The sequence below is a fragment of the Microbacterium esteraromaticum genome (genome assembly GCF_016907315.1).
Classification (GTDB): Bacteria; Actinomycetota; Actinomycetes; order Actinomycetales; family Microbacteriaceae; genus Microbacterium; species Microbacterium esteraromaticum.
Map to the genome: position 1 here is coordinate 1286990 of NZ_JAFBBS010000001.1, position 22595 is coordinate 1309584.

At 69.1% G+C, this 22595-nt stretch carries 15 protein-coding genes; 4 read left to right on the plus strand and 11 right to left on the minus strand.

What is annotated here, in order from left to right:
• Nucleotides 1–92: 92 nt before the first annotated feature.
• From pntB to JOE67_RS06435, 5 genes are all read right to left on the minus strand, one after another.
• Nucleotides 93–1493, minus strand: coding sequence for a Re/Si-specific NAD(P)(+) transhydrogenase subunit beta (gene pntB, locus JOE67_RS06415; RefSeq protein ID WP_204974664.1), 1401 nt, complete (start codon nucleotides 1491–1493; stop codon nucleotides 93–95).
• Complete coding sequence (locus tag JOE67_RS06420; RefSeq protein WP_204974665.1) at nucleotides 1490–3031, minus strand: Re/Si-specific NAD(P)(+) transhydrogenase subunit alpha; 1542 nt, start codon at nucleotides 3029–3031, stop codon at nucleotides 1490–1492. The genes pntB and JOE67_RS06420 overlap by 4 nt, the downstream gene beginning before the upstream one ends.
• 277 nt (nucleotides 3032–3308) lie before the next feature.
• Nucleotides 3309–5138 (minus strand): cytochrome b/b6 domain-containing protein, encoded by a 1830-nt coding sequence (locus JOE67_RS06425; RefSeq protein ID WP_204974666.1) that lies wholly within the window; start codon nucleotides 5136–5138, stop codon nucleotides 3309–3311.
• Between the two features lie 5 nt (nucleotides 5139–5143).
• A complete protein-coding gene (locus JOE67_RS06430; protein ID WP_204974667.1) occupies nucleotides 5144–6115 on the minus strand; it encodes an electron transfer flavoprotein subunit alpha/FixB family protein in 972 nt (323 codons plus the stop codon).
• 1 nt (nucleotide 6116) lies between these two features.
• On the minus strand, nucleotides 6117–6893 hold the full coding sequence (locus JOE67_RS06435; protein ID WP_204974668.1) for an electron transfer flavoprotein subunit beta/FixA family protein: 777 nt from the start codon (nucleotides 6891–6893) through the stop codon (nucleotides 6117–6119).
• 116 nt (nucleotides 6894–7009) lie between these two features.
• On the opposite strand from JOE67_RS06435, the gene JOE67_RS06440 reads away from it, so the two are divergent.
• The 3 genes from JOE67_RS06440 (at nucleotide 7010) to JOE67_RS06450 (ending at nucleotide 8542) form a co-directional block, all read left to right on the plus strand.
• The gene (locus tag JOE67_RS06440) at nucleotides 7010–7546 is read left to right on the plus strand and encodes a MarR family winged helix-turn-helix transcriptional regulator (RefSeq protein WP_204974669.1); all 537 of its coding nucleotides are present in this window, start codon (nucleotides 7010–7012) and stop codon (nucleotides 7544–7546) included.
• Nucleotides 7546–7992 carry an SRPBCC family protein gene (locus JOE67_RS06445; RefSeq protein ID WP_204974670.1) on the plus strand — a complete coding sequence of 149 codons (447 nt, stop codon included), beginning with the start codon at nucleotides 7546–7548 and terminating at the stop codon, nucleotides 7990–7992. The genes JOE67_RS06440 and JOE67_RS06445 overlap by 1 nt, the downstream gene beginning before the upstream one ends.
• Nucleotides 7993–8092: 100 nt before the next feature.
• On the plus strand, nucleotides 8093–8542 hold the full coding sequence (locus JOE67_RS06450; RefSeq protein ID WP_204974671.1) for a YdeI/OmpD-associated family protein: 450 nt from the start codon (nucleotides 8093–8095) through the stop codon (nucleotides 8540–8542).
• A 10-nt stretch (nucleotides 8543–8552) separates the two neighbouring features.
• Here JOE67_RS06450 and JOE67_RS06455 read toward each other — a convergent pair whose 3' ends face one another.
• From JOE67_RS06455 to JOE67_RS06475, 5 genes are all read right to left on the minus strand, one after another.
• Nucleotides 8553–9002, minus strand: coding sequence for a putative immunity protein (locus tag JOE67_RS06455; RefSeq protein WP_204974672.1), 450 nt, complete (start codon nucleotides 9000–9002; stop codon nucleotides 8553–8555).
• Nucleotides 8999–9775, minus strand: a complete 777-nt coding sequence (locus JOE67_RS06460; protein WP_204974673.1) for an enoyl-CoA hydratase-related protein — start codon at nucleotides 9773–9775, stop codon at nucleotides 8999–9001. The genes JOE67_RS06455 and JOE67_RS06460 overlap by 4 nt, the downstream gene beginning before the upstream one ends.
• Before the next feature lie 163 nt (nucleotides 9776–9938).
• Nucleotides 9939–10826 carry a 3-hydroxyisobutyrate dehydrogenase gene (gene mmsB / locus JOE67_RS06465; protein WP_204974674.1) on the minus strand — a complete coding sequence of 296 codons (888 nt, stop codon included), beginning with the start codon at nucleotides 10824–10826 and terminating at the stop codon, nucleotides 9939–9941.
• Complete coding sequence (locus JOE67_RS06470) at nucleotides 10823–12010, minus strand: acyl-CoA dehydrogenase family protein (RefSeq protein ID WP_204974675.1); 1188 nt, start codon at nucleotides 12008–12010, stop codon at nucleotides 10823–10825. Before JOE67_RS06470 ends, mmsB begins: the two co-directional genes overlap by 4 nt.
• A gap of 30 nt (nucleotides 12011–12040) precedes the next feature.
• Complete coding sequence (locus JOE67_RS06475) at nucleotides 12041–13543, minus strand: CoA-acylating methylmalonate-semialdehyde dehydrogenase (RefSeq protein WP_204974676.1); 1503 nt, start codon at nucleotides 13541–13543, stop codon at nucleotides 12041–12043.
• Nucleotides 13544–13792: 249 nt separating this feature from the next.
• Between JOE67_RS06475 and JOE67_RS06480 the strand changes: the two genes are divergently transcribed.
• Nucleotides 13793–16606: an immune inhibitor A domain-containing protein gene (locus JOE67_RS06480; protein ID WP_204974677.1), complete on the plus strand. Its 2814-nt coding sequence runs from the start codon at nucleotides 13793–13795 to the stop codon at nucleotides 16604–16606.
• Between the two features lie 73 nt (nucleotides 16607–16679).
• Here the strand turns inward: JOE67_RS06480 and pulA are convergent, their stop codons facing one another.
• Nucleotides 16680–22478 carry a pullulanase-type alpha-1,6-glucosidase gene (pulA, locus tag JOE67_RS06485; protein WP_204974678.1) on the minus strand — a complete coding sequence of 1933 codons (5799 nt, stop codon included), beginning with the start codon at nucleotides 22476–22478 and terminating at the stop codon, nucleotides 16680–16682.
• Nucleotides 22479–22595 lie beyond the last annotated feature (117 nt).

Consider the following 22595-nt stretch of genomic DNA (forward strand, 5'->3'; position numbering starts at 1 on the left):
CCTGACTACCTCACCCCTGCTGATTCACGTGGATCAGCAGGGGTGAGGTAGTTGAGCAGGGGCGTCGGCGACAGAGCATCCGGATGCCCGCCTCACAGCGCCCGGATGATGTCCTCCACTCGCTCCTTGGCATCGCCGAACAGCATCTGCGCGTTGTCGCGGAAGAACAGCGGGTTCTGCACGCCCGCGTACCCCGCGGCCATCGAGCGCTTGAACACGATGACGTTCTCGGCCTCCCAGACACGCAGCACGGGCATCCCGGCGATGGGGCTTCCCGGGTCCTCGGCGGCGGCGGGGTTGACGGTGTCGTTCGCGCCGATCACGAGCACGACCGAGGTCGATGCGAAGTCGTCGTTGATCTCGTCCATGCCGAGCACGATGTCGTACGGCACCTTCGCTTCGGCCAGCAGCACGTTCATGTGGCCAGGCAGACGTCCGGCGACCGGATGGATGCCGAAGCGCACGTCCACGCCCCGGTCGCGCAGCCGAGCCACCAGATCGGCGACGGGGTACTGCGCCTGAGCGACGGCCATGCCGTAGCCGGGAGTGATGATCACGCTGCTCGCGTTCTCGAGCATCGCGGCGGCGGTGTCGGCGGTGATCTCGCGGTGCTCGCCGTGCTCGTCGTCGGATGCCGTCGACGCCACGATCCCGAATCCTCCGGCGATCACCGACAGGAACGACCGGTTCATCGCCGTGCACATGATGTACGACAGGTACGCACCCGACGACCCGACCAGCGCGCCGGTGACGATCAGCAGGTCGTTGTTCAGCAGGAAGCCGGCGGCGGCCGCCGCCCATCCCGAGTAGCTGTTCAGCATCGATACGACCACGGGCATGTCGCCACCGCCGATGGATGCCACCAGATGCCAGCCGAGCGCGAACGCCAGCGCAGTGACGGCGACGAGCAGCCAGAGCTGCGGGTCGATCACGAACCACACGGTGAGCGCGACGAAGGCGACCAGAGCCCCGACGTTGAGCACGTTCTTGCCAGGGAGCATGAGCGGGCGAGATGACATCTTCGCCGACAGCTTCAGGTACGCGACGATCGATCCGGTGAAGGTGACACCGCCGATGAAGACGCCGATGAACACCTCGGCGTTGTGGATGTCGACCAATCGGGCGGGGATCGCTGCGTGCGCGAGGTGCCCGTTCCACCCGACGAGCACAGCGGCGAGGCCGACGAAGCTGTGCAGCAGGGCGATCAGCTCGGGCATCTCGGTCATCTGCACGACCTTGGCGCGCCACAGGCCGATGGCCGCGCCGATCAGCACGCCCACGGCGAGCAGGCTGAGTCCGAGCGTCGCTCCGGGCTCTCCCCAGGCATCCGCGATCGTGAGCGCCAGCGTCGCGCCCAGTGCGATGGTCATCCCGGTGATGCCGTAGATCACGCCGGCGCGGGCCGATTCGTGCCGGCTGAGACCGGCGAGGCTGAGGATGAACAGCAGGGCCGCGACGATGTACGCGGCGGCGGCGAATGCGTCGACGGTCACCTGCTGCCTCCCTTCTGGAACATGCCGAGCATTCGCCGCGTCACGGCGAACCCGCCGAAGATGTTGATGCTGGCGACGAGCACGGCCACGGCGGCGATCACCTGCACGAGCGGGTTGCCGTCGGTGATCTGCAGCATGGCGCCGACGATGATCACGCCCGAGATCGCGTTGGTGACCGACATGAGCGGCGTGTGCAGGGCGTGGTGCACCTTGCCGATCACGTAGAAGCCGACCACGACCGAGAGCATGAGCACGGTGAAGTGCTGCGGCAGCGGTGCGGGCGCGAAGGCGTTCACGAGGAACAGCGCGGCGATGCCGGCGACGATGAGCCCCGCCTTCTTCGCCGCCGACATCGGCTGCTTCTCGGGCACGGGGGCGGGCCCGGCCTTCGGAGCGGATGCCGTCGGCGCCGCCGCGACCTGCACCGCAGGAGGTGGCCAGGTGACCTCGCCGTCGCGGACGACGGTCACCGAGCGCTGCACCACGTCGTCGAAGTCGATCGTGATCGCGCCGTCCTTGTTCGGGGTGAGCAGGGCGACGAGATTGGCGACGTTCGTGCCGTAGAGCTGGGATGCCTGGGTCGCGAGCCTCGAGGCGAGATCGGTGTATCCGAGGATGATCACGCCGTTCGCAGTGACCACCCGCTGGCCGGCGACCGAGCCCTCGACGTTGCCGCCCTGTGCTGCCGCCATGTCGATGATGACGCTGCCCGGCTTCATGAGCGAGACGTCGGCTGCGGTGATCAGACGAGGAGCCGCGCGCCCCGGGATCAGCGCCGTGGTGATGATGATGTCGACGTCGGCCGCCTGCTCGCTGTAGATCTCGGCGGCGCGGCGGTCGTAGTCGGCGCTGGTGGCCTTGGCGTAGCCGTCGGTCGACTTCTCGACCTGCACGTCGACGTCGAGATACGTGCCGCCGACCGAGCGCACCTGATCGGCGACCTCGGGTCGGGGGTCGGTGGCTCGAACGATGGCGCCGAGGCTCGAAGCCGCTCCGATCGCGGCCAGCCCGGCGACACCGGCCCCCGCGATGAGCACTTTCGCCGGGGGCACCTTGCCGGCCGCCGTCACCTGACCTGTGAAGAAGCGCCCGAACTCGTGGGCGGCCTCGACGACCGCGCGATACCCGGCGATGTTCGCCATCGAGCTGAGCACATCCATCGACTGCGCCCGCGAGATGCGCGGCACGGCGTCGAGCGCGAGTGCCGTGATGCCGCGCTGCGCGAGGGATTCGACCAGCTCGGGTCGCAGGGCGGGCGACAGCAGGCCGATGAGCGTCGCGCCGTCCGCGAGCCGGGCGATCTCGGCATCCGTCGGCGGATTGACCTTCAGCACCACCTCGCTCGCCCACGCCTCATCGGGCGGCACGATGCGCGCACCGGCGTCGGCGTACGCCTCGTCCGGGTACGACGAGCGCGCACCCGCCCCCTGTTCGACGACCACGTCGTGGCCGAGCTTCATCAACGTCTGCACGGTCGCCGGGGTCGCGGCGACCCGCGCCTCGTCCGGCTGCTCCTGCACGATTCCGATCCGCGTCATCGCGATCCTTTCCCGTCCGGCGTCCTCGCCGGTTCGCTCAGGTTACTGAGCAAGGCGAAGGAAACGAACGCACAGCAACCAGATGACGCCTCAAGAATCAGCGTTCTTGTCGCAGGGCGAAACCCCGGACGTCTGTCGCGGCACTCCGGGCGTCGCCGCCCCCTCTGAACGCCCTCGCCCCCTCTGATCGACGGGGATCACCGGGGGCGAGGATGCCGAGCGGGGGCGAGGATGCTCAGCCGGGGCGAGGATGCCGAGCGGGGGCGAGGATGCCGGGTCAGCGACCGGATACCTGCCCGAACAGCTTCGCGATCGGAGCGAGCACGAGCGGACGCGCGGCGAACCAGCCTGCGGCGATCACCGCGACGGCGAGCACGAACACCCAGAACCCCGTCCAGTTCGCGGCGTACTCGATGCCGTCGACCGATCCCTGGGCGGCGAACATGTGGTTGAGGTTGCGCAGCATCCCCGTCAGGAAAACCAGCGCGACGTGCACGATGATGAAGGCCACGAAGTAGAGCATCACGGGGAAGTGCAGCGCCCGCGCCCACTCGACCGGGTACGCCTTCGACAGCTTCTCGGCCTTCTTCGGCCACAGGCCAGACATGCGGAACCCGGTGACGATCGCGAGCGGAGCCGCGATGAACACGGTCGCGAAGTACGCGAGCTGCTGCAGGCTGTTGTAGTTGACCCAGCCGTTGTCGGTCGGCCAGTCGAACGAGACGTACTGCAGACCGGCCGAGAGCGCGTTCGGGAAGACCTCCCAGCTCGTGGGCACGATGCGCGCCCAGTGGCCGGTGGTGAACAGCAGCACCACGAAGATGACGCCGTTGATGATCCAGAGCAGGTCGAGCGCCTGGTGGAACCACAGCGTCAGGCTGATCTTGCCCTTGCTGTCGCGACGCGGACTCCAGAACACCGTGGGCCGCTTCTCGCTGCGCACGCGCAGGCCCGAGCGGATGATCAGCACCATCAGGAACATGTTGAAGAAGTGGGCCCAGTTGGCCCAGGGGGCGAATCCCGGCTCGACCTCGATGGCGGGGTGGTACTCGCCCGGGTACGTCGCTAGGAAGTCCTGCATGGCCGGCGTGCTGAGGAAGGTGCGGACGAGGAAGACCGCAGCGACGGCCAGCAGACCGAGGGATGCCAGCCCCAGCAGACCCCCGATGGCCCGCGGCCACGTCGGCCGCAGCGGAGAGGGCTCGGGCAGCGGTTCGGTCGCATGCCGGGGCGCGCGGCCCTGCCAGACCGTGCGTGGGTACGGGAGAGGCGTCGACACGTCGGGCGTGGATGCCGCGACGACCGCGACGTCCTGGGCTGCGGGTGCCTCCGCGGTCGCAGCGACCTCGGGGGCGGGGGCCTCAGGGTTCGCGGCGGCCGGGGATCCTCCGGTCGCGTCGACCGGTGCGGTCCCGGCGACCCTCGCGGTCCCGGCGACCGGCGCGGTCCCGGCGACCGGCGCGGTCCCGGCGACCGCGCCTCCGTCGGCGATCGCGGGCACAGTGCCCGCCGGGGGCCACGGCTCCCCTCCGGCGACGCGCGGCAGGCCACGGCGCACAGCGCCGCGGGCATCCGTCGCGGTGGGGGTGGCCATCGGCGCGGCGAGTGCACCACCTGCTGCCGACTGCACCACTTCTTCGCGCGGGGAAGTGGTGTTCTCGGCGACATCCGGTGCGACCGAGGCCGCAGCAGGCGCGGCTGCCGAACCGGGTGCGGTGGCCGAAGCAGGCGTAGCGGCGGATGCCACTGCCGCGGCGTCCGCGGGAGGCCAGGGCTCACCGCCGGCCACACGAGGCAGCCCGCGCCGCAGGCTCAGCGCGGCGGGGACTGGGGCATCCGGAGTCGACGCGGCCGGGGCTGGTGCCGCAGCGGCACCGGCACCGGCGACGGCAGGGGTTGCCGCCGACAGCACCACATCGTCGCGCGAAGAAGCAGTGTTCTCGACGGCATCCGGTGCACTGGGCGCCTCAACGACCGGCGCCTCAACGACCGGCCCCTCAGCGACCGACTCGGAGGCGACGGCGGCAGGCGCCTCGATCTCCGTGGCAGGAGGCCACGGCTCGCCGCCCTTCACGCGCGGAAGACCTCGACGGATCGATCCGGCCATGGCGATCACTTCTTCCGGGCTTCGAGCGCCTCGATCAGCTGCGGCACGACGGTGAACACGTCCCCGACGATGCCGAAGTCGGCGACGTCGAAGATCGGCGCGTCGCCGTCCTTGTTGATCGCGACGATCGTCTTGGCCGTCTGCATTCCCGCGCGGTGCTGGATCGCACCCGAGATGCCGAGCGCGACGTACAGCTGCGGCGAGACCGACACTCCGGTCTGCCCGACCTGGTGAGCATAGGGGATGTATCCGGCGTCGACGGCGGCGCGCGAGGCGCCGACCGCGGCGCCGAGGGCGTCGGCAAGCTGCTCGACGAGCACGAACTTCTCCTTCGAGCCGAGCCCGCGCCCGCCCGAGACGACTCGGGTGGCTCCACGGAGCTCGGGCCGCGACGAGGTCTTCTCCTCGGCCGCGATCTCACCCGCGGTGGCTGCCGCCGCTCCGGATGCCGTGACCGCCAGCTCTTCGACCACGGGCGAGGCGACGGCCTCGGCACGCGCGTCGACGGCGCCCTGGCGCACCGTGATCACGGGCGCCCCGAAGGTCGGCGCGGAGTCGGTGAGGTACGAGCCGCCGTAGACCGAGTGCTGCGCGGTGACGCCCTCGTCATCGCGTGAGACGCCGATCGCGTCGACCGAGAGCGCGAGCTTCTCGCGCACCGCGAAGCGCCCGGCGACATCGCGCCCGGCGATCGAGTTGGAGATGAGCACGGCATCCGGCTGCACCTCGCGATATGCCGCCTGCAGGGCGTCGACCATCGGCACGGTGAGCGACGAGGCGTCGCCTGCCGCAGTGAGCACGACCTGTGCGCCCGCCGCAGCTGCCGCGTCGGCAGCTGCCTGACTGCCGCCGACAACCAGCGCCACGGGGGCTCCGATCGTCGAGGCGGCGCCGATGAGAGCAGCCGTGCTGCTCGCTGCGTCGCCAGACGGGTCGACGTCGACGAGGACGAGGATCGACTTCTCGGGGTACGCCATGTCACACCAGCCTGTTCTGCGCGAGGAACTCGACGAGCTGCGCCGCGGCGTCGCCCTCGTCGGTGATCTTGACTCCGGCGGCCCGCGGGGGCTTCTCTGCCACGGTCGTCATGATCGTGCGGGGCGCGAGGGCCGGGTCGGCCGAGACGCCGAGGTCGGCCAGCGAGAGCACCTCGAGCGGCTTCTTCTTCGCGGCCATGATGCCCTTGAAGTTGGGGAACCGAGCATCCGGAAGTGCCTCGGTGATGGAGATGACGGCCGGAAGCGGCACAGTGACGTCCTGCGTGCCGGCGTCGCCGGTGCGGGTGCCGGTGAGCTGCCCGTCGCCGATCTCGACCGCGCTCAGCGCGGTGGCCTGGGCGTAGCCGAGGTGCTCGGCGAGCATCGCGGGGATGACTCCGCCCGAGCCGTCAGTCGACAGGTTTCCGGTGATGACCAGGTCGGGCTCTCCGCGGCGGATCGCGGCGGCGAGCACCTCTGCCGTGAGGGTGAGGTCGGCTCCGCGCAGCTCTTCGTCGACGACGTGCACGGCAGATGCCGCACCGATCGCGAGCGAGCGGCGGACGGATGCCGTGGCCGTCTCGGGGGCCATCGAGAGGCTGACCACCTCGGCGCCGGGGTTCTTGTCGGCGTACGACAGGGCGACCTCGAGTGCGCGCTCGGTGATCTCGTCGAGGACGACGTCACCCGCCCCTCGATCCGCCAGACCCGTCTCGAGGTCGAGCTTGCGGTCACCGTAGGTGTCGGGCACTTCCTTCACCAGGACGTAGATCTTCATTGAACCTCCCTCACGCAGGTTCGATCCTACCCGCGCGTTCCTCTGGAATCAGGTCTCACCTCACATGATACTGAGTCTCGAAGCCGTTCGGGCGCGCTTGCCGATACCGTTGGTTCATGGCTCGTCCCCGCCCTCTTCCGATCGACCCGCTCGCCGAGGCGAAGCGGCAGTGGCTCGCGCACGGCTGGACGGATGCGGCCGAGGGCATGGCCGTGGTCACGTCGGTGATGCGGGCGCAGCAGCTGCTGCTCGCTCGGGTGGATGCCGCCCTCAAGCCGTTCCAGGTGACCTTCGCCCGATACGAGGTGCTGCGTCTGCTCGCCTTCAGCCGCACCGGCACGCTGCCGCTGTCGAGCGTCGTGGCGCGTCTGCAGGTGCATGCGACGAGCGTGACGAGCACCGCCGAGCGCCTCGTGCGCGACGGACTGGTGCGCCGCGACCCGCATCCGCACGACGGTCGCGCCGCGCTCCTCACCCTCACCGACTCGGGGCGAGACCTCGTCGAGCGGGCGACGGCGGCGCTGAACACCGAGGTGTTCTCGTCTCCTGGGCTGGATGCCGACGACGCGGCATCCCTCGTCGGAATCGTCGCCCGCCTGCGCAAGAACGCCGGCGACTTCACCGACCCCAGGCCCACGCCCGACCCGCTCTGATGCCGTCGTTCACCCTCGAACGCGTCGTCGCCGCATCGCCGGAGCAGGTCTTCGACCTCTCGCTCGACGTCGGGCTGCATCTGGCGTCGCAGCGCTCCCACGGCGAGCGCGTGGCGTCGGGGCGCACCTCAGGTCTGCTCGGAGACGGCGAGCACATCACCTGGAGCGCGCGGCACTTCGGGGTGAGATTCCGGATGGCCTCTGTCGTGTTCGACGTCGACCGCCCTCGACGCTTCCGCGATCGGCAGGTGCGAGGACCCTTCGGGTCGTTCCTGCACACCCACGAGTTCGAGCCCGTCGACGGCGGCACGCTGATGCGCGACACGATCCGGTTCCGCTCACCCCTCGGCCCCCTCGGCAGGCTCGTCGACGCCGCCGTGATGCGGCGGCATCTGATGCGCGTGATCACCGAGCGCAACGACGCGATCAGTGCGCATTTCGGCTGACCCCGCTTTCGAATCGCTCACCTGGCAGCCGATCGGGCCGGAGAAGTGCAATTCGACCGATTCGAAGCGCTGACGCACACCGGCTCATAAGATGACCGGCATGAGCGAACTCCGACTGAACACGATTCTCGAGCCGATGGGTCCGGCCGGCGCGATCGTGCTCGACGACGATCAGGTCGCCACCCTGAGCAGCGCTAAGGCCTTCCCGGTGGTCGTCACCATCGGCGATCGCACCGCCCGGCTGCGCCTCGCCCGTATGGGCGGGAAGAACCTCATCGGCTTCAGCAAGGCGGCGCGCGCCGAGATGGGCGTCGAGCTCGGCGACGAGTTCGACGCGATCATCACTCCGGATGCCGAGGAGCGCACCGTCGATGTACCGGACGTGCTCGCCGCCGCGCTGGAGTCCGACCCTGTCGCGAGGGCGGCATTCGAGGCACTCGCATACTCACGCCGCAAGGAGATCGCGCGGTCGATCGCCGACGCCAAGCAGGATGCCACGCGTCAGCGTCGCCTCGAGAAGGCGCTCGCCGACCTCCGCACCGCCCTCTGAGCCGGCAGCCTCAGTCGCCGTCGTAGACGTAATGGTCGAAGCGCTCGGGCACGCGCATGCGCTGCCAGGCGAGCTCTTCATCGCGCCGCGATCGGTCTCCGGGAAACGCCTTGGCCGTGTACCGCGGCACCTGGCGGGCGTGCCCGGCCATATGCGCGACGGCCGCTGCCTGTCCGCACACCCGCGCGGCGGCGATCGCGTTCGGGTCGGTCGACTCCCGTGCCGCGGCATGGCAGGCGAAGGCCGTCTCGCGCACCTCGTCTATGCCGAGCTCACCGCGCAGGAACGCGTGAGCGGCGTCGAGCGCCTCGCGGGGGCGGGAGTCGTGCGGGCGCTCGGCGAGGAACAGAGGCAGCATCCGCTCTGCGCATGCCACCGTCCACTGCACGAGCTCGCGGCGGTCGTCTTCTGAGAGGGTCAGGTCGGCATCGTCGGGCAGCGGTCCCATGGCGGCGCTCATCGGTGCTGGAAATGAGGGGGGCGCTTCTCGCGGAACGCGGCCATCCCCTCCTTCTGGTCCGCGGTGTCGAACAGGGCGGCGAACTGCTGCTTCTCGACGGCGAGACCCGCCTCGAGGGTGGTCTCCATCGCGGCATCCAGGGTCGCCTTCGCCGCGTACAGCGACGGGAGCGACTTCTCGGCGATCGTCTCGGCGAGCCGGGTGGCCTCGTCGATCAGGTCGGCTGCGGGCACGACGCGTGAGACGAGTCCGATGCGCTCGGCCTCATCGGCTTTGATCAGGCGGCCCGACAGGATGAGCTCGGCGGCCTTGTAGTAGCCGACCGCGCGGATGAGCCGCTGCGTTCCGCCCATGCCCGGCACCACGCCGAGGTTGATCTCGGGCTGACCGAACGTGGCCGTGTCGGCGGCGAGGATGATGTCGCACATCATCGCCAGCTCGCAGCCGCCGCCGAGCGCGTAGCCAGACACTGCGGCGATCACGGGGGTCCTGACCGCGGCGAAGCGTGTCCAGGCGCCGAAGTGGTCGGTGTCGAGCATCTCGGCGCCGGTCTTCGACTCCATCTCCTTGATGTCGGCTCCGGCGGCGAACGCGCGCTCGGATCCCGTCACCACGATCGCGCCGACGCTGTCGTCGGCATCGAAGGCGGATGCCGCTGCCGCGACCTCCTCGGAGACCTGGCCGTTCAGGGCATTCAGGGCCTGCGGCCGGTTGAGGGTGATCCAGCCCACCCGTCCTCGCTGTTCGACAAGGATCGTCTCGTACTCGGTCATGGATGCTCCCTCCGCCGCCCCACTGCGGCTCCTCCAGTATCTCAGTTCGCCTGTCGCGACGACGCTGGCGCTCCGCGTGCGCGTGGCCCACGCGGCCGCCTCGCCGGTGACGGGACGGCCTCGAGGGCCACGGGGATGGGAGCTCAGCCGCGCGACACGGCGGTCACACAGTGCCCTCGCGGATGTCGGTGATGATGCCCGAGAAGTCGCGACCGGCACCCTCGCCGTCGGCGAACGCGGCGTAGAGCTGCTGCGCGAGGCGGCCCATCCTGGCATCCGTTCCGGTCTGCTCGATCGCCTGCAGCGCGAGCCCCAGGTCCTTCGCCATCAGCGCTCCGGCGAAACCGGGCTGGTAGTCGCGGTTGGCCGGGCTCGTGGGCACCGGCCCAGGAACGGGACAGTTGGTCGTGATCGACCAGCACTGACCGGATGCCTGTGACACGACGTCGAAGAGGGCCTGGTGCTCGAGGCCGAGCCGCTCGCCGAGGACGAAAGCCTCGGCGACGGCGATCTGCGAGACGGCCAGGATCATGTTGTTGCACACCTTGGCTGCCTGGCCGAGGCCTGGTCCGCCGCAGTGCACGATGCGCTTGCCCATCGCCTCCAGCAGCGGCAGCGCCGCCGCGAAGTCGTCATCCGACCCGCCGACCATGAACGCCAGAGTGCCGTTCTCGGCGCCGACGACGCCGCCGGAGACGGGCGCGTCGACATTGCGATGTCCGGCGGCGAGCGCGAGCTCGTGGGCGGTGCGGGCCTCGTCGACCGCGATGGTCGACGACTCGATGAACAGGGTTCCGGGGGCGGCCGCGCCGAGCAGCTCATCCTCGTATGCGCTGATCACGTGCCTGCCTGCGGGGAACATGGTGATCACGACCTCGGCTTCGGCCACCGCCTCGGCCCCGCTCGCGGCGACCGGGATGCCGGCGGCCCTGGCCGCGTCGGTCGCGGCCGGCATGAGGTCGAAGCCGTGCACCTCGTGCCCCGCCTTCACGAGGTTCACGGCCATAGGCAGGCCCATGTGGCCGAGGCCCAGGAAGGCGATGCGCGTCATGATGCGCTCCGCATCGAGGCCGATCCGGCTGGGCGCAGCATCTCGCGTCCGACGATGAGTCGCATGATCTCGTTCGTCCCTTCCAGGATCTGGTGCACGCGCAGGTCGCGCACGACCCTCTCCACTCCGTAGTCCTGAAGGTAGCCGTAGCCGCCGTGCAGCTGAAGGGCCCTGTTGGCGACCTCGAAGCCCGCGTCCGTGGCGAACCGCTTCGCCATGGCGCAGCGCATCGTGGCATCCGGGGCCTTCTCGTCGACTGCCCGCGCGCCGTCCTGCACCATCAGGCGGGCGGCCTGCAGCTCGGTGCGCATGTCGGCGATCGCGAAGAGGATCGACTGCTTCTCGGCGAGCGGCTCGCCGAAGGCGACGCGCTCGTGCACGTACTGCACGGCCTTCTCGAGCGCCCACTGCGCGCCGCCCAGCGAGCAGGCGGCGATGTTCAGCCGGCCGCCGTTGAGGCCCGACATCGCGATGGCGAAACCGCGGCCCTCGTCGCCGAGCATCGCCGAGGCCGGAACCCGCACGCCGTCGAGGATGACCTGCCTGGTGGGCTGGGCGTGCCAGCCCATCTTCTTCTCGGGGGCGCCGAAGCTGAGGCCGTCGGCGTCGCCGGGCACGAGGAACGCGCTGATCCCCCTTGCACCCGATCCGGCATCGCCCGTGCGCGCCATCACCACGTACACCCCGGCCTCGCCCGCGCCCGAGATGAACTGCTTGACGCCCGTGAGCACGTAGTCGTCGCCGTCCCGGGTCGCGCTGGTGGCGATGTTCGCGGCATCCGACCCCGCTCCCGGCTCGGTGAGGCAGTAGCCGCCGAACTGCTGCATGGCGGTCAGCGGCGGCAGCCACTGGGCGCGTTGAGCGTCGTCGCCGTAGGTGTCGATCATCCACGCCACCATGTTGTGGATCGAGATGTACGCGGCGACCGCAGGATCACCCTTCGCCAGCTCCTCGAAGATGGCGACGGTGTCGACGCGGGCGAGCCCTGTGCCGCCGAACTCCTCGCCGACGTAGATGCCGCCCAGCCCCAGCTCGCCGCCGCGGTGCAGCGATTCGCGGGGGAAGATGTGCTTCTCGTCGCGCTCGGCGGCGAAGGGGGCGAGCTCGGTCTCGGCGAACTCGCGCACGGCGTCGAGGATCGCCTCTCGTTCCTCGGCGGTGACGGTGGTCGTGATCATGGTCATCGTTCTGATTCCTGAGCGATCGGTCGCGGACTAGTTCATGGTGGGGATGACGAAGCTTGCTCCGTCTCGCACCCCGTGCGAGGGCCAGCGGCTCGTGACCGTCTTCGTCTTCGTGTAGAAGCGGAACGCGTCGGTGCCGTGCTGATTGAGGTCGCCGAATCCGCTGCGCTTCCAGCCGCCGAAGGTGAAGTACGCGATCGGCACGGGGATCGGCACGTTGACGCCGACCATTCCGACGTTCACCCTCGCGGTGAAGTCGCGGGCGGCGTCGCCGTCGCGCGTGAAGATCGAGACGCCGTTGCCGTATTCGTGGTCGGATGCCATCGCCAGCGCCTCTTCATAGTCGGCGGCGCGCGCGATCACGAGCACGGGCCCAAAGATCTCCTCGCGGTAGATCGCCATGTCGGTGGTGACGTGGTCGAACAGGGTCGGTCCGAGATAGAAGCCGTCTTCATGGCCCTCGACCGTGAAGCCGCGCCCGTCGGCGAGCAGCGTCGCGCCCTCGTCGAGCCCCTGCTCGATGTACCCCGTGACCCGGTTCACGGCATCGCGGGTGACGAGCGGCCCGTAGTCCACGCCCTCGGACAGCGAGGGGCCGACCTTGAGCTCGGCGACGCGCTCGGTGAGCTTGGCGGCAAGGGCATCCGCCGTCTCCTCCCCCACCGGCACCGCCACCGAGATCGCCATGCAGCGCTCGCCCGCCGAGCCGAAGCCGGCGCCCATCAGGGCGTCGGCGACCTGGTCGAGGTCGGCGTCCGGCATCACGATGAGGTGGTTCTTCGCGCCGCCGAAGCACTGCGCACGCTTGCCGTTCGCGATCGCTGTCGTGTAGATGTACTCGGCGATCGGGGTCGAGCCGACGAAGCCGACCGCCTGGATGCGCGGATCGGCGATCAGGGCGTCCACCGCCTCCTTGTCGCCGTGCACGACGTTGAAGACGCCGGCGGGCAGGCCGGCCTCGAGGAACAGCTCGGCGAGCTTGACGGGAACCGAGGGGTCACGCTCGCTCGGCTTGAGGACGTAGGTGTTGCCGGATGCGATCGCGGGACCGGCCTTCCACAGCGGGATCATCGCCGGGAAGTTGAACGGCGTGATGCCGGCGACCACGCCGAGCGGCTGGCGCATCGAGTAGACGTCGATGCCGGCGCCCACGCCGGTCGAGAACTCGCCCTTGAGCAGGTGCGGTGCGCCGATGCAGAACTCGATGACCTCGAGTCCGCGCTGCACGTCGCCCTTGGCGTCTTCGAAGGTCTTGCCGTGCTCGCTCGAGAGCAGGCGCGCGATCTCGTCCATGTCGCGGTTCACGAGATCGACGAAGCGCATGAGCACGCGGGCGCGCTTCTGCGGGTTGGTCGCCGCCCACTCCGGCTGCGCGGCCTCGGCGACGTCGATCGCCGCACGCACCTCGTCGGTGGTGGCGAGGGGCACGCGGGCCTGCACGGCGCCCGTGCTGGGCTCGAAGACGTCGGCGACGCGGCCGCCGACGGATTCGACATGCTTTCCGCCTACGAAATGGGGGATCATACGGGTCATTGTGCTGACACTCCTCTGCACCTTCTTTGGCACTGTGACCAGGATACGCGGAGCACCGACCATTTACTAGGGCTTCCTAGTAAATGGTCGAACCGCGTGCCGGAGCATCCGATCGCCGAATCTTTTCCGGCGCTTCCTCTTCCCTCTCAGCGATTCGACAGGTAAACCCTTATCTGTGCGCCCTGACCGGGGCGCTTCATTTCGCACCGTCGCGAGATCCCTTCACGACGGTGTCCGAAGGGAGAAGCAATGTCACATCGGACTGCCCCAGCGCGACGACGCGCCGTGGCCGCGACGTCCGCCTTCGTGATCGCTGCCGCAGGCCTCACGGCCTTCGGCGGAGCGAGCGCGACCGCGGCACCGTCGCCCGACACCGGGGCCCCACAGGCGGCGCCGCAGATCGGCTCTGACGAGTACTACATGAACTACGTCGCGCCTCGAGCCGACAACATGGTCGAGGTGCCGGCGGATGCGCCGATCGCCAACACCAAGGGTCAGATGAAGCGCTCGGTGAGCGGCGAGGCCATCGAGAAGGCCACCGCTCACGACCAGAAGTTCGCCCAGGGCAACCCCAAGGCCGCAGCGCAGCTGGCCAAGACCGAGGCGAAGTCGATCAAGACCGGCAAGAGCCCCAAGGCCCTGAAGAAGGCGAAGGGCACGCAGGAGGCGAAGCTTCTCACGATCCTCGTCGAGTTCGACGGCACCGAGGACTTCAGCGACCTCTACGTGCCGACGGAATTCGGCGCGACCGACTGCAAGCCGGGTAGCGTTCAGGGCCCGACCCTGCACAACAACATCCCGAACCCCGCCGACACCGAGCAGCTCGACAACAACTCGATGTGGGTGCCGGACTTCTCGAGCGAGCACTTCAACAAGATGCTGTTCACCGACGAGGGCATCACCGAGCGCGTGCGCACCGACCTCACCGGCCCCGATGGCAAGCCCGGCTTCGACATCTCCGGCTACACCATGAAGAAGATGTACGAGGAGATGTCGCGCGGCGCCTATTCGCTCAGCGGCGAGGCCACCGAGTGGGTCAAGGTGCCCCACTCCGAGGGCTACTACGGCGCCACCGTCTGCCACAAGAACGACAAGGGCGAGTGGGAGGCCGGCCCCATGCAGGACATGCAGGGCCACCCCGACAACCCGCTCGGACCGGGCCAGCTGCCCATCGACGCGGTTGCGGCCGTGGCGGCGCAGAACCCCGACTTCCCGTGGGCCGACTACGACATCGAAGACCAGGGCGACCGTGACGGCGACGGCAACGTCAACGAGCCCGACGGCGTCATCGACCACGTCGTGCTCGTGCACGCCGGTGCCGACAAGTCCGGCGGCGGCGGCGAAGAGGGTACCTACGCCATCTGGGCGCACTCGTCGGCTGTCGCCGGTGGCGCCACGATCCCCGGAACCGACCTCAAGATCTCGAACTACATCGTGCAGCCCGAGGACTCGGGCGTCGGCGTCTTCGCCCACGAGTACGGGCACGACCTCGGTCTCCCCGACCTCTACGACACGTCGAACGCCGGCAACTCCGACGTCGACTTCTGGGATCTGATGAGCTCGGGCTCGCACTCCGGCCCCATCTTCCAGTCGATGCCCACCCACATGGGCCTCTGGGACAAGTGGGTGCTCGGCTGGGCCGACCCGGAGGTCGTGAACCCCGGCGACGACACCCGCACCATCAAGGTGGGCCAGACCTCGCGCCCGAAGAAGGGCACCGAGGACGGCATCAAGGTGAATCTGCCCGACAAGAAGATCGTGCTGTCGACGCCGCACAGCGGTGACGACATGTGGTACTCCGGTGCAGACCAGAGCTGGGCCGACGTCACCCTCACCCGCAGCATCGACAGCGTTCCCGCGAACGCGAAGTTCTGGATGTGGAACGACTACGTCATCGAGGAGGACTGGGACTACGGCTTCGTCGAGGTCTCGACCGACGGCGGCAAGACGTGGGGCGAGCAGAAGGTCTACGACGAGGCCGGCGCGCTGGTCTCGACCGACGACGGCTACTCCGACCCCAACGGGCGCCTCAAGGACTTCGGCGGCAAGAAGTACGGCCTCACCGGATCCAGCGACGGATGGCGTCACGACTACATCGACCTGTCGGCGTACGCCGGTCAGAGCATCCAGGTGCGCCTGCGTCAGGCGACCGACGCGGCCTTCGAGGAGCGCGGCTGGTTCGCCGACGACTTCGCCCTGACCAGCGGCGCTGACACCGTCTGGAGCGACGACGTCGAGAACGGTGACAACGGCTGGACCGCCGCGGTCGGCACGTGGACCGACACCACCGGCGCCGGCTGGCACCACGACAGCGGCACCCAGATCAAGGCGCAGTACTACCTGGTCGAGTGGCGCAACCTCGACGGCTTCGACGAGGGCCTGAAGTACGGCTACACCACGGTGTACAGCGACGAGGCCTGGAAGGTCGAGAAGGTGCCGTACAACGCACCTGGTGCGCTGGTCTGGTACCGCGACACCACCTACGGCAGCACCAACCACGTCGCGTCCAACCACACGGCTCTGCCGAGCTGGGGCGCGAAGGGCGGCCTGCTGCTCGTCGACAGCCACTTCGACCCGCTGCGCCGCACCGGCGCACAGGCCGCGATGGACCCGTCGCCGCTGAAGAACATCTCCAGCCGCGCCCAGTCGTCGAACGCCGCGTTCGGTCTGCAGCCGACGTACTCGTTCAAGGACTGCTCGGTCGACGAGAACTACAACGAGGCCTGCACCACGCTGGCCCCGCAGCCGCCGGTGAGCACGTTCACCGACGACAAGGGCTGGGTGCCCGGCCTCGAGGTTCGCGACGGCCAGCTGTACTACCGCCTGCGTGACGCCTCGGTCGTCGTGCCGTCGGTCGGTGACGCCCCGTACTCCACTCGCGTGGTGAACGCGGACGGCTCGCCCGCCACCGCCCTCTACGGTCTCGACCTGGGCAACACCCTGCTCGGCAGCGGCAACCCCGCTGACGACGGGGTCGGCTACGGCACCGTGATCAGCGTGAAGAAGGCGATGCAGGGCAACACCGCAGTGCTCATCTCGGTCACGCCGCCCGCGGCGCAGTGATCGCGATCTGATCGCTCAAGCGGAAGCGCCGGCCACCCTCGGGTGACCGGCGCTTTCGCGTGCGCTGAGGGCGTCAGCGCCCCTGGGCGTCGACCAGCACGGCGACCGTACGGGCTGGCACGGTGACCGTGCCGGTCGTGGCATCCCACGTCGTCTTCTTCACGACCGCGTCGGCACCCTTGGCCTGTGCCCGCGTCAGCGCGAACGAGCGGCCGGCGAGACCGTCGACCGTCTGCGTGACGGCATCCGGCGAGGCGTTGAACACGACGAGTGCGCCGTCGAGAGCGGGATCGACGTCGGCACCCACGAGGTCGTCGATCTGCATGACGATGACGCCGGGCGCGGCATCCGCTCCCCCGTTCGGGAAGGTGACCTTCTGCTCGATCAGCTTCGCCGAACCCAGGCGAAGCAGGTCGACCTCGCTGCGCACGCGCAGCAGATCGAGCGCGGATGCCTCGGCCGCGGCCATGTCGGCCGCCTTCGGCTCGAGCGCAGGGTTCTCGAGAAGCGGACGCATGGCACCCCACTTGCCCTCATTGTCGGCCGCCATCGGTAGACCGGAGCCGAAGGTCGACTCCTTGCCTGTCCAGTCGATGCGGTTGAACCAGTCACCGGAGTCGTAGCTGTTGCGGTCGAGCGACTTCGAGCGCAGCAGCTCGGTGCCCGCGTGCCAGAACGACGGCGACTGAGACAGCGTCACCGTGGCGAGCGACAGCGTGTTCATGCGCACCCGGTCTGCCATCGAGGTGCCGACTGGCAGCTTGAAGACCGACAGGTCGTAGAGCGTCTCGTTGTCGTGCGCATCGACGTAGTTGATGACCTCGTCGGGTTCGTCGGCGTATCCGGCACGGGAGCCGCGATAGTCGATGTCATCACCCGAGGTGACCTTGCCGTCGCTGGTCGTGAACGAGAAGTCGCGCAGGTTGCCTGCGAGGCCCAGCTTGACGAGATCGGTCTCGTGCCCGAGGTCGGCCAGCGCCTGCGGGGTGCTGCCGTTGATCGGGTCGCCGTTCGGGTCCGTGCCGAGTCCGGTGCCGAAACCCTGACGGAACGTCGACGAGCCGTCCACCGGGCTGCCGCCGTGCACGGCATCGCGCAGCCGGTCGTTGAACGTGCCGATGCCCGTGCCGCCGAGCTGACCCTGCACGGCCTGCTCGAACAGCGCATTGTTCGCGACCTCGCCGAAGTTCCAGCCTTCGCCGTAGAGGTAGATGGCCTTGCCGTCGACGCCGTCCTCGTCGAGGGTGAGCGCGTCGAGCGCCTCGCGCACGGCGAGCATGTTGCCCACCGAGTGGTGACCCATCAGGTCGAACCGGAATCCGTCGACCTTGTAGTGCCGCGCCCAGGTGACGACCGAGTCGACCATGAGCTTCTGCGCGACCTCGTTCTCGGTCGCCACGTTCTGACAGCAGGTCGAGGTCTCGACGGCGCCCGCGGCGTTGAGGCGGTGGTAGTAGCCGGGAACGACGCGATCGAGCACAGAGCGGTCGCCCTGGCCCGAGGCGGCGGTGTGGTTGAAGACCTGGTCGAGCACCACCTGCAGGCCCATGCCGTGCAGCGCCCCGACCATCGAGCGGAACTCGGCGACCCGCGCCCCGCCCTCGGGATTCACCGCGTACGACCCCTCGGGGGTCGAGTAGTGGTACGGGTCGTAGCCCCAGTTGAAGCCGTCGTCGCCGGCGATCGCCGATACGCACGCCTGCTGCGCCGTGTCGGCCGGGCCGTACGAGCCGAGGTCGCACGCCGGCGTCGCCTGCGCGTCGCGGTTCTCCTCGATCGTCGCGATGTCGAACGAGGGGAGCAGATGCACCGTGTTGATCCCGGCATCCGCCAGTTGACGCAGCTGCTTCGCCCCTGCACCGTCGCGGGTGAAGGCGAGGTACGTGCCGCGCTCAGCGGCTGGCACGCTCGTGTCACCGATCGAGAAGTCGCGGATGTGCAGCTCGTAGATCGCGCGATCGACGGGCCGGTCGACCACGGGCGTCTTCGTCTTGCGCCAGTCCTTGGGCTGGAACGCCTTGTCGGCGAGGTCGACGGCGACGGAGCGCTCGGAGTTCTCGGTGAGGGCGACCGAGTACGGGTCGGTGACGCGGTTGGTCTCGATCCTGCCCGTGGTCGGGGCGTAGACGACGACCTCCCACAGGTACTCGTCGTTCTTCAGGGCCTTCTTGCCCTTGACCGTCCAGACGCCCGATGCCCGGTCGTACGCGGCCTTGTGACGGACTGGCTCCGCGTCGGCGCCGGCCTCCGCGTCCCAGGTGAGCAGCGTCGCGCTCTGCGCGGTGGGCGCCCACAGGCGGAAGGTCGGGTTGACGCCCGCGAACGTGACACCGAGCGTCTGCTTCTGCACCTGGTCGGCGTAGAGGTCGTCGAGCACACCCGCGATCTGCATACCCGTGAAGGCGGTGAGCGCACCGGTCGTGTCTCGCTGCGCGACGGCCAGCTGACCCTTCAGAAGGGCCGCGACGTCGGCATCAGGCACCCGCAGGGCGAGGTAGCCGCCGAGCGCGGGGAAGCGCTTCTTCTGCGCATCGGTGAGTCCGCCGGCGATCTGCTCGAGCGCGATCGGTTCGGCGGCGGTCACCTCTGCGTCGGCGACCTTCACCGAGGCGTCTGCCGAGGCGTACAGCTCGTACGCGGCACGATCGGTCGAGCCGAGGTCAGCCGGCCACGCGATGGTCGTCTCGTCGATCCAGTGCGCACGCAGCTCGCCGGTGCCGGGCAGCGGCGCGTCGTCTGCCGTGACCTCGAGCACGTGCGTGGCGAGCGTGTACCGGAACGAGGTGACCTTGCCCTCAGTGGCGCTGAACGAGATGTTCGCGCCGTCCCTCGCCCCGCCGGCTCCGTAGTTCTCGGCCCAGCTGAGTCCATGCGCGACCTTCAGCTCGTAGGCGCCCGTCGGCAGCGATGAGGTCGAGAACTCGTACACCCCGTCGCGGTCGCCGTCGGCCATCAGCGTGGCGAGGCAGTCGGGCATCCAGTCGCCTGCGCAGCCGAGCTCTTCCTGCAGCGAGCCGGGCAGGGTCACGATCGGGCCTTCCGAACTCGACTGCACGATGTTCGTGCGGGGGTCGAAATAGAACGAGATGGGCCCGCCCTTGTGCGAGACGGTGACGTTCGGCCCGTCCGGCACGCCGTTCGCGCCGTAGTTGACCGCCCAGCTGCCGTCGATGGCGGCCTTGTACTCGTAGTCGCCTGCTGGCAGATCGAAGGTGCCAGCCCACACGCCGTCGGCGCGCAGGGTCAGCTTCGCCTTCTCGCAGGCCGGATCCCAGTCGCCGGCGCAGCCCATCTCGGAGTTCAGGCTGCCAGGCACGGTCACCATCTCGATGGGCGACTCGGGCTGCTCGTCGACGGCGAGCGAGACCTGGTTGCCGACCGAGGCGTAGGTGGATGCTGCGGCGTGGCCGCCTGCGGCATCCGTCGTCACCGCACGGTACTCGACCAGCGTTCCCTTCTTCAGCCCGCGGATGTCGTGGTACACGCGCGGCTCGGTGTCTTCGGCGGCGCCGAGCGCGTGCCACTCGTCGGATCCGACGACGCGCCACGCGAAGCTCGTCTGCGCCCACTGGTCGGCGATGCCGGCCTGAACAGGCGACTGTCCGCTGAGGCCGGCACCCGGGGCGGGTGCGGCGATCGTCACGGGCGCGGCCTCGGCCGGGGCGGTGACCGTGCCATCCGCCTTCCACACCACGGCCGAGAGGGCGGGCACCGTGACGGTCGTCGCGGCGCCGGCATCCGTCGTCACCGGCGTGCCGTCGCCGTACAGCACGGCGTACGAGGCGTCGGCGGTGAGGGTCGTGAGGTCGACGGTCTGCGCGGAGGTCGCGTTGTTGACCGCGACCAGGTACTCGACCTTCTCATCGGCGTCGACGCGCGAGAAGGCGTAGACGCCTGCGCCCGACGCCGCGTGGCGCTCGATCTGAGCACCGTCGCGCAGGGCGGGGTGCGCCTCGCGCAGCGCCGAGAGCCCCGCGATGTGCTCGTAGAGCGGGGCGTCGGTGCCGTAGCGGTCGACGGATCCCGCCTTCTCGCCGGTGATCAGATTCTGGTTCGCGTACTCGTCGACCTGGGTGGCGAAGAGCGTCTGACGGGCGTCCTTGTCGCCGCCGGCGCCCGCGAAGCCCTGCTCGTCGCCGTAGTACACGACCGGCTGGCCACGGGTGAGGAACATGAGCTCGTTCGCGAGCTCGGTGCGCTGCAGCGGAGCATCCGTCCGCTGCAGGAAGGAGCCCACCCGGCCCATGTCGTGGTTGCCGAGGAAGGTCGGCAGGGCCGTCGCACTCGAATCGGGGGTCGTGTACCGGTCATCGCCGGCGAACAGGGTCTGCAGGCCCTTCGCCGAGTTTCCCGATGCGTAGCTTACCGCCGACGACTGGAAGGTGAAGTCGAGCACCGAGTTCATGTCGGTGTCGCGCACGTACGGCGCGAGCTTGACGGGGTCGGCGTCGTACACCTCGCCGAACATGAAGAACTCGTCGTCGCCCTTCGCGTGCGCGTAGTCGAGCACCTCCTTGGTCCAGGTCTGCCAGAACTCGAAGTTCACATGCTTGACCGTGTCGATGCGGAATCCATCGATGCCGAGGTCGATCCAGTCCTGATACACCTGCACGAAGCCGTTCACGACCGTCGGATGCTCGGTCATCAGGTCGTCGAGTCCGTCGAAGTCGCCGTAGGTGACGGACTCCCCCGACCAGGTCGAGTTTCCGCGGTTGTGGTACAGCGTGGGGTCGTTGAGCCAGTCCGGCGTCTTCGCGGTCTTCTCGGCCTCGGCTACCACGGGCGTGTAGGGGAAGCTCGTCGCGGGGTCGAGAGCCGGGAAGCCGTCGGTGCCCGCGTACTCGGCCGGGTCGAACGCCGTGCCGTCGGCCGCCTTGTACGGCTCGGTCGCCTGATCGATGTACGAGTACTGCTTCTCGCTGTAGTCGATCACGTCGGCGGTGTGGTTGGTGATGATGTCGAAGTACACCTTGATGCCGCGCTGATGCGCATCGGCGATGAGCGCCTCGAGCTCGGCATTGGTGCCCAGGTGCGGGTCGATGCGCGTGAAATCCGTCACCCAGTAGCCGTGATAGCCCGCGCTCGCGTTGTCGCCTGTACCCTGCACGGGCTTGTTCGCGAAGCTCGGGGTGAGCCAGATGGCCGTCGTGCCGAGCCCCTCGATGTAGTCGAGCCGGTCATGCAGCCCCGCGATGTCGCCGCCCTGGAAGAAGCCCTTGTTCGCCGGATCGAATCCGGTCGCGAGGCGGTCGCCCTCGATGCCGCCGGTGTCGTTCGACGTGTCGCCGTTCGCGAAGCGGTCGGTCATCACGAAGTAGAACTGCTCGTCGGACCCCGGCTGCCGCACCGGCTTCTCGATGAGCGCGTCGTCGTCCGATGAGTAGCCCTGGCGCAGGTCCTCGACCGCGACGCCGACGCGCTTCAGCCCGGCGTCGAAGGTGAAGCGCAGGGTGGCGGGCCCGGCGACGGTCAGCGGGATGTTGTCGCCGCCCCCGTCGAGACCATAGGCCTCATCCCAGCTGTCGTCGAGCGCGACCTTGTACTCGTAGCTGCCAGCCGGCACCTCGAACGCGGCCGAGTAGATGCCCTCGGCCCCGGTCGGGGCGAGCTCGGTCGCGGCGCAGTCGGGTGCCCAGTCTGCGGTGCAGCCGAGCTCGGACTGCAGGTCGCCGACGAGGGCGACGGTGCGGTCGGCGGCGGCGGCCGGCGCCGCGAGGGCGCCGAACGATGACAGGCCGGATGCCACGAGCGCGGCGGTGGCGAGCAGGGCGGTACGGCGTAGAGAGGTCTTCTTCGACACAGGGACTCCGTCAGGAAGGGCGCGGCGGCGCGCCGGTGGCTGTGCTGTGAAGGTAACAGCCCGCTGCGTCATTCTGCAAGCGCTTCCAGTATTCGGATGCGGGGATTCCGGCACCTCAGGACCAACCTTGCGCCTTCGGACGCAAGCGCTTTCAGCGCCTGCACCGAGGGTTGGGTCGCTGTTCACCTT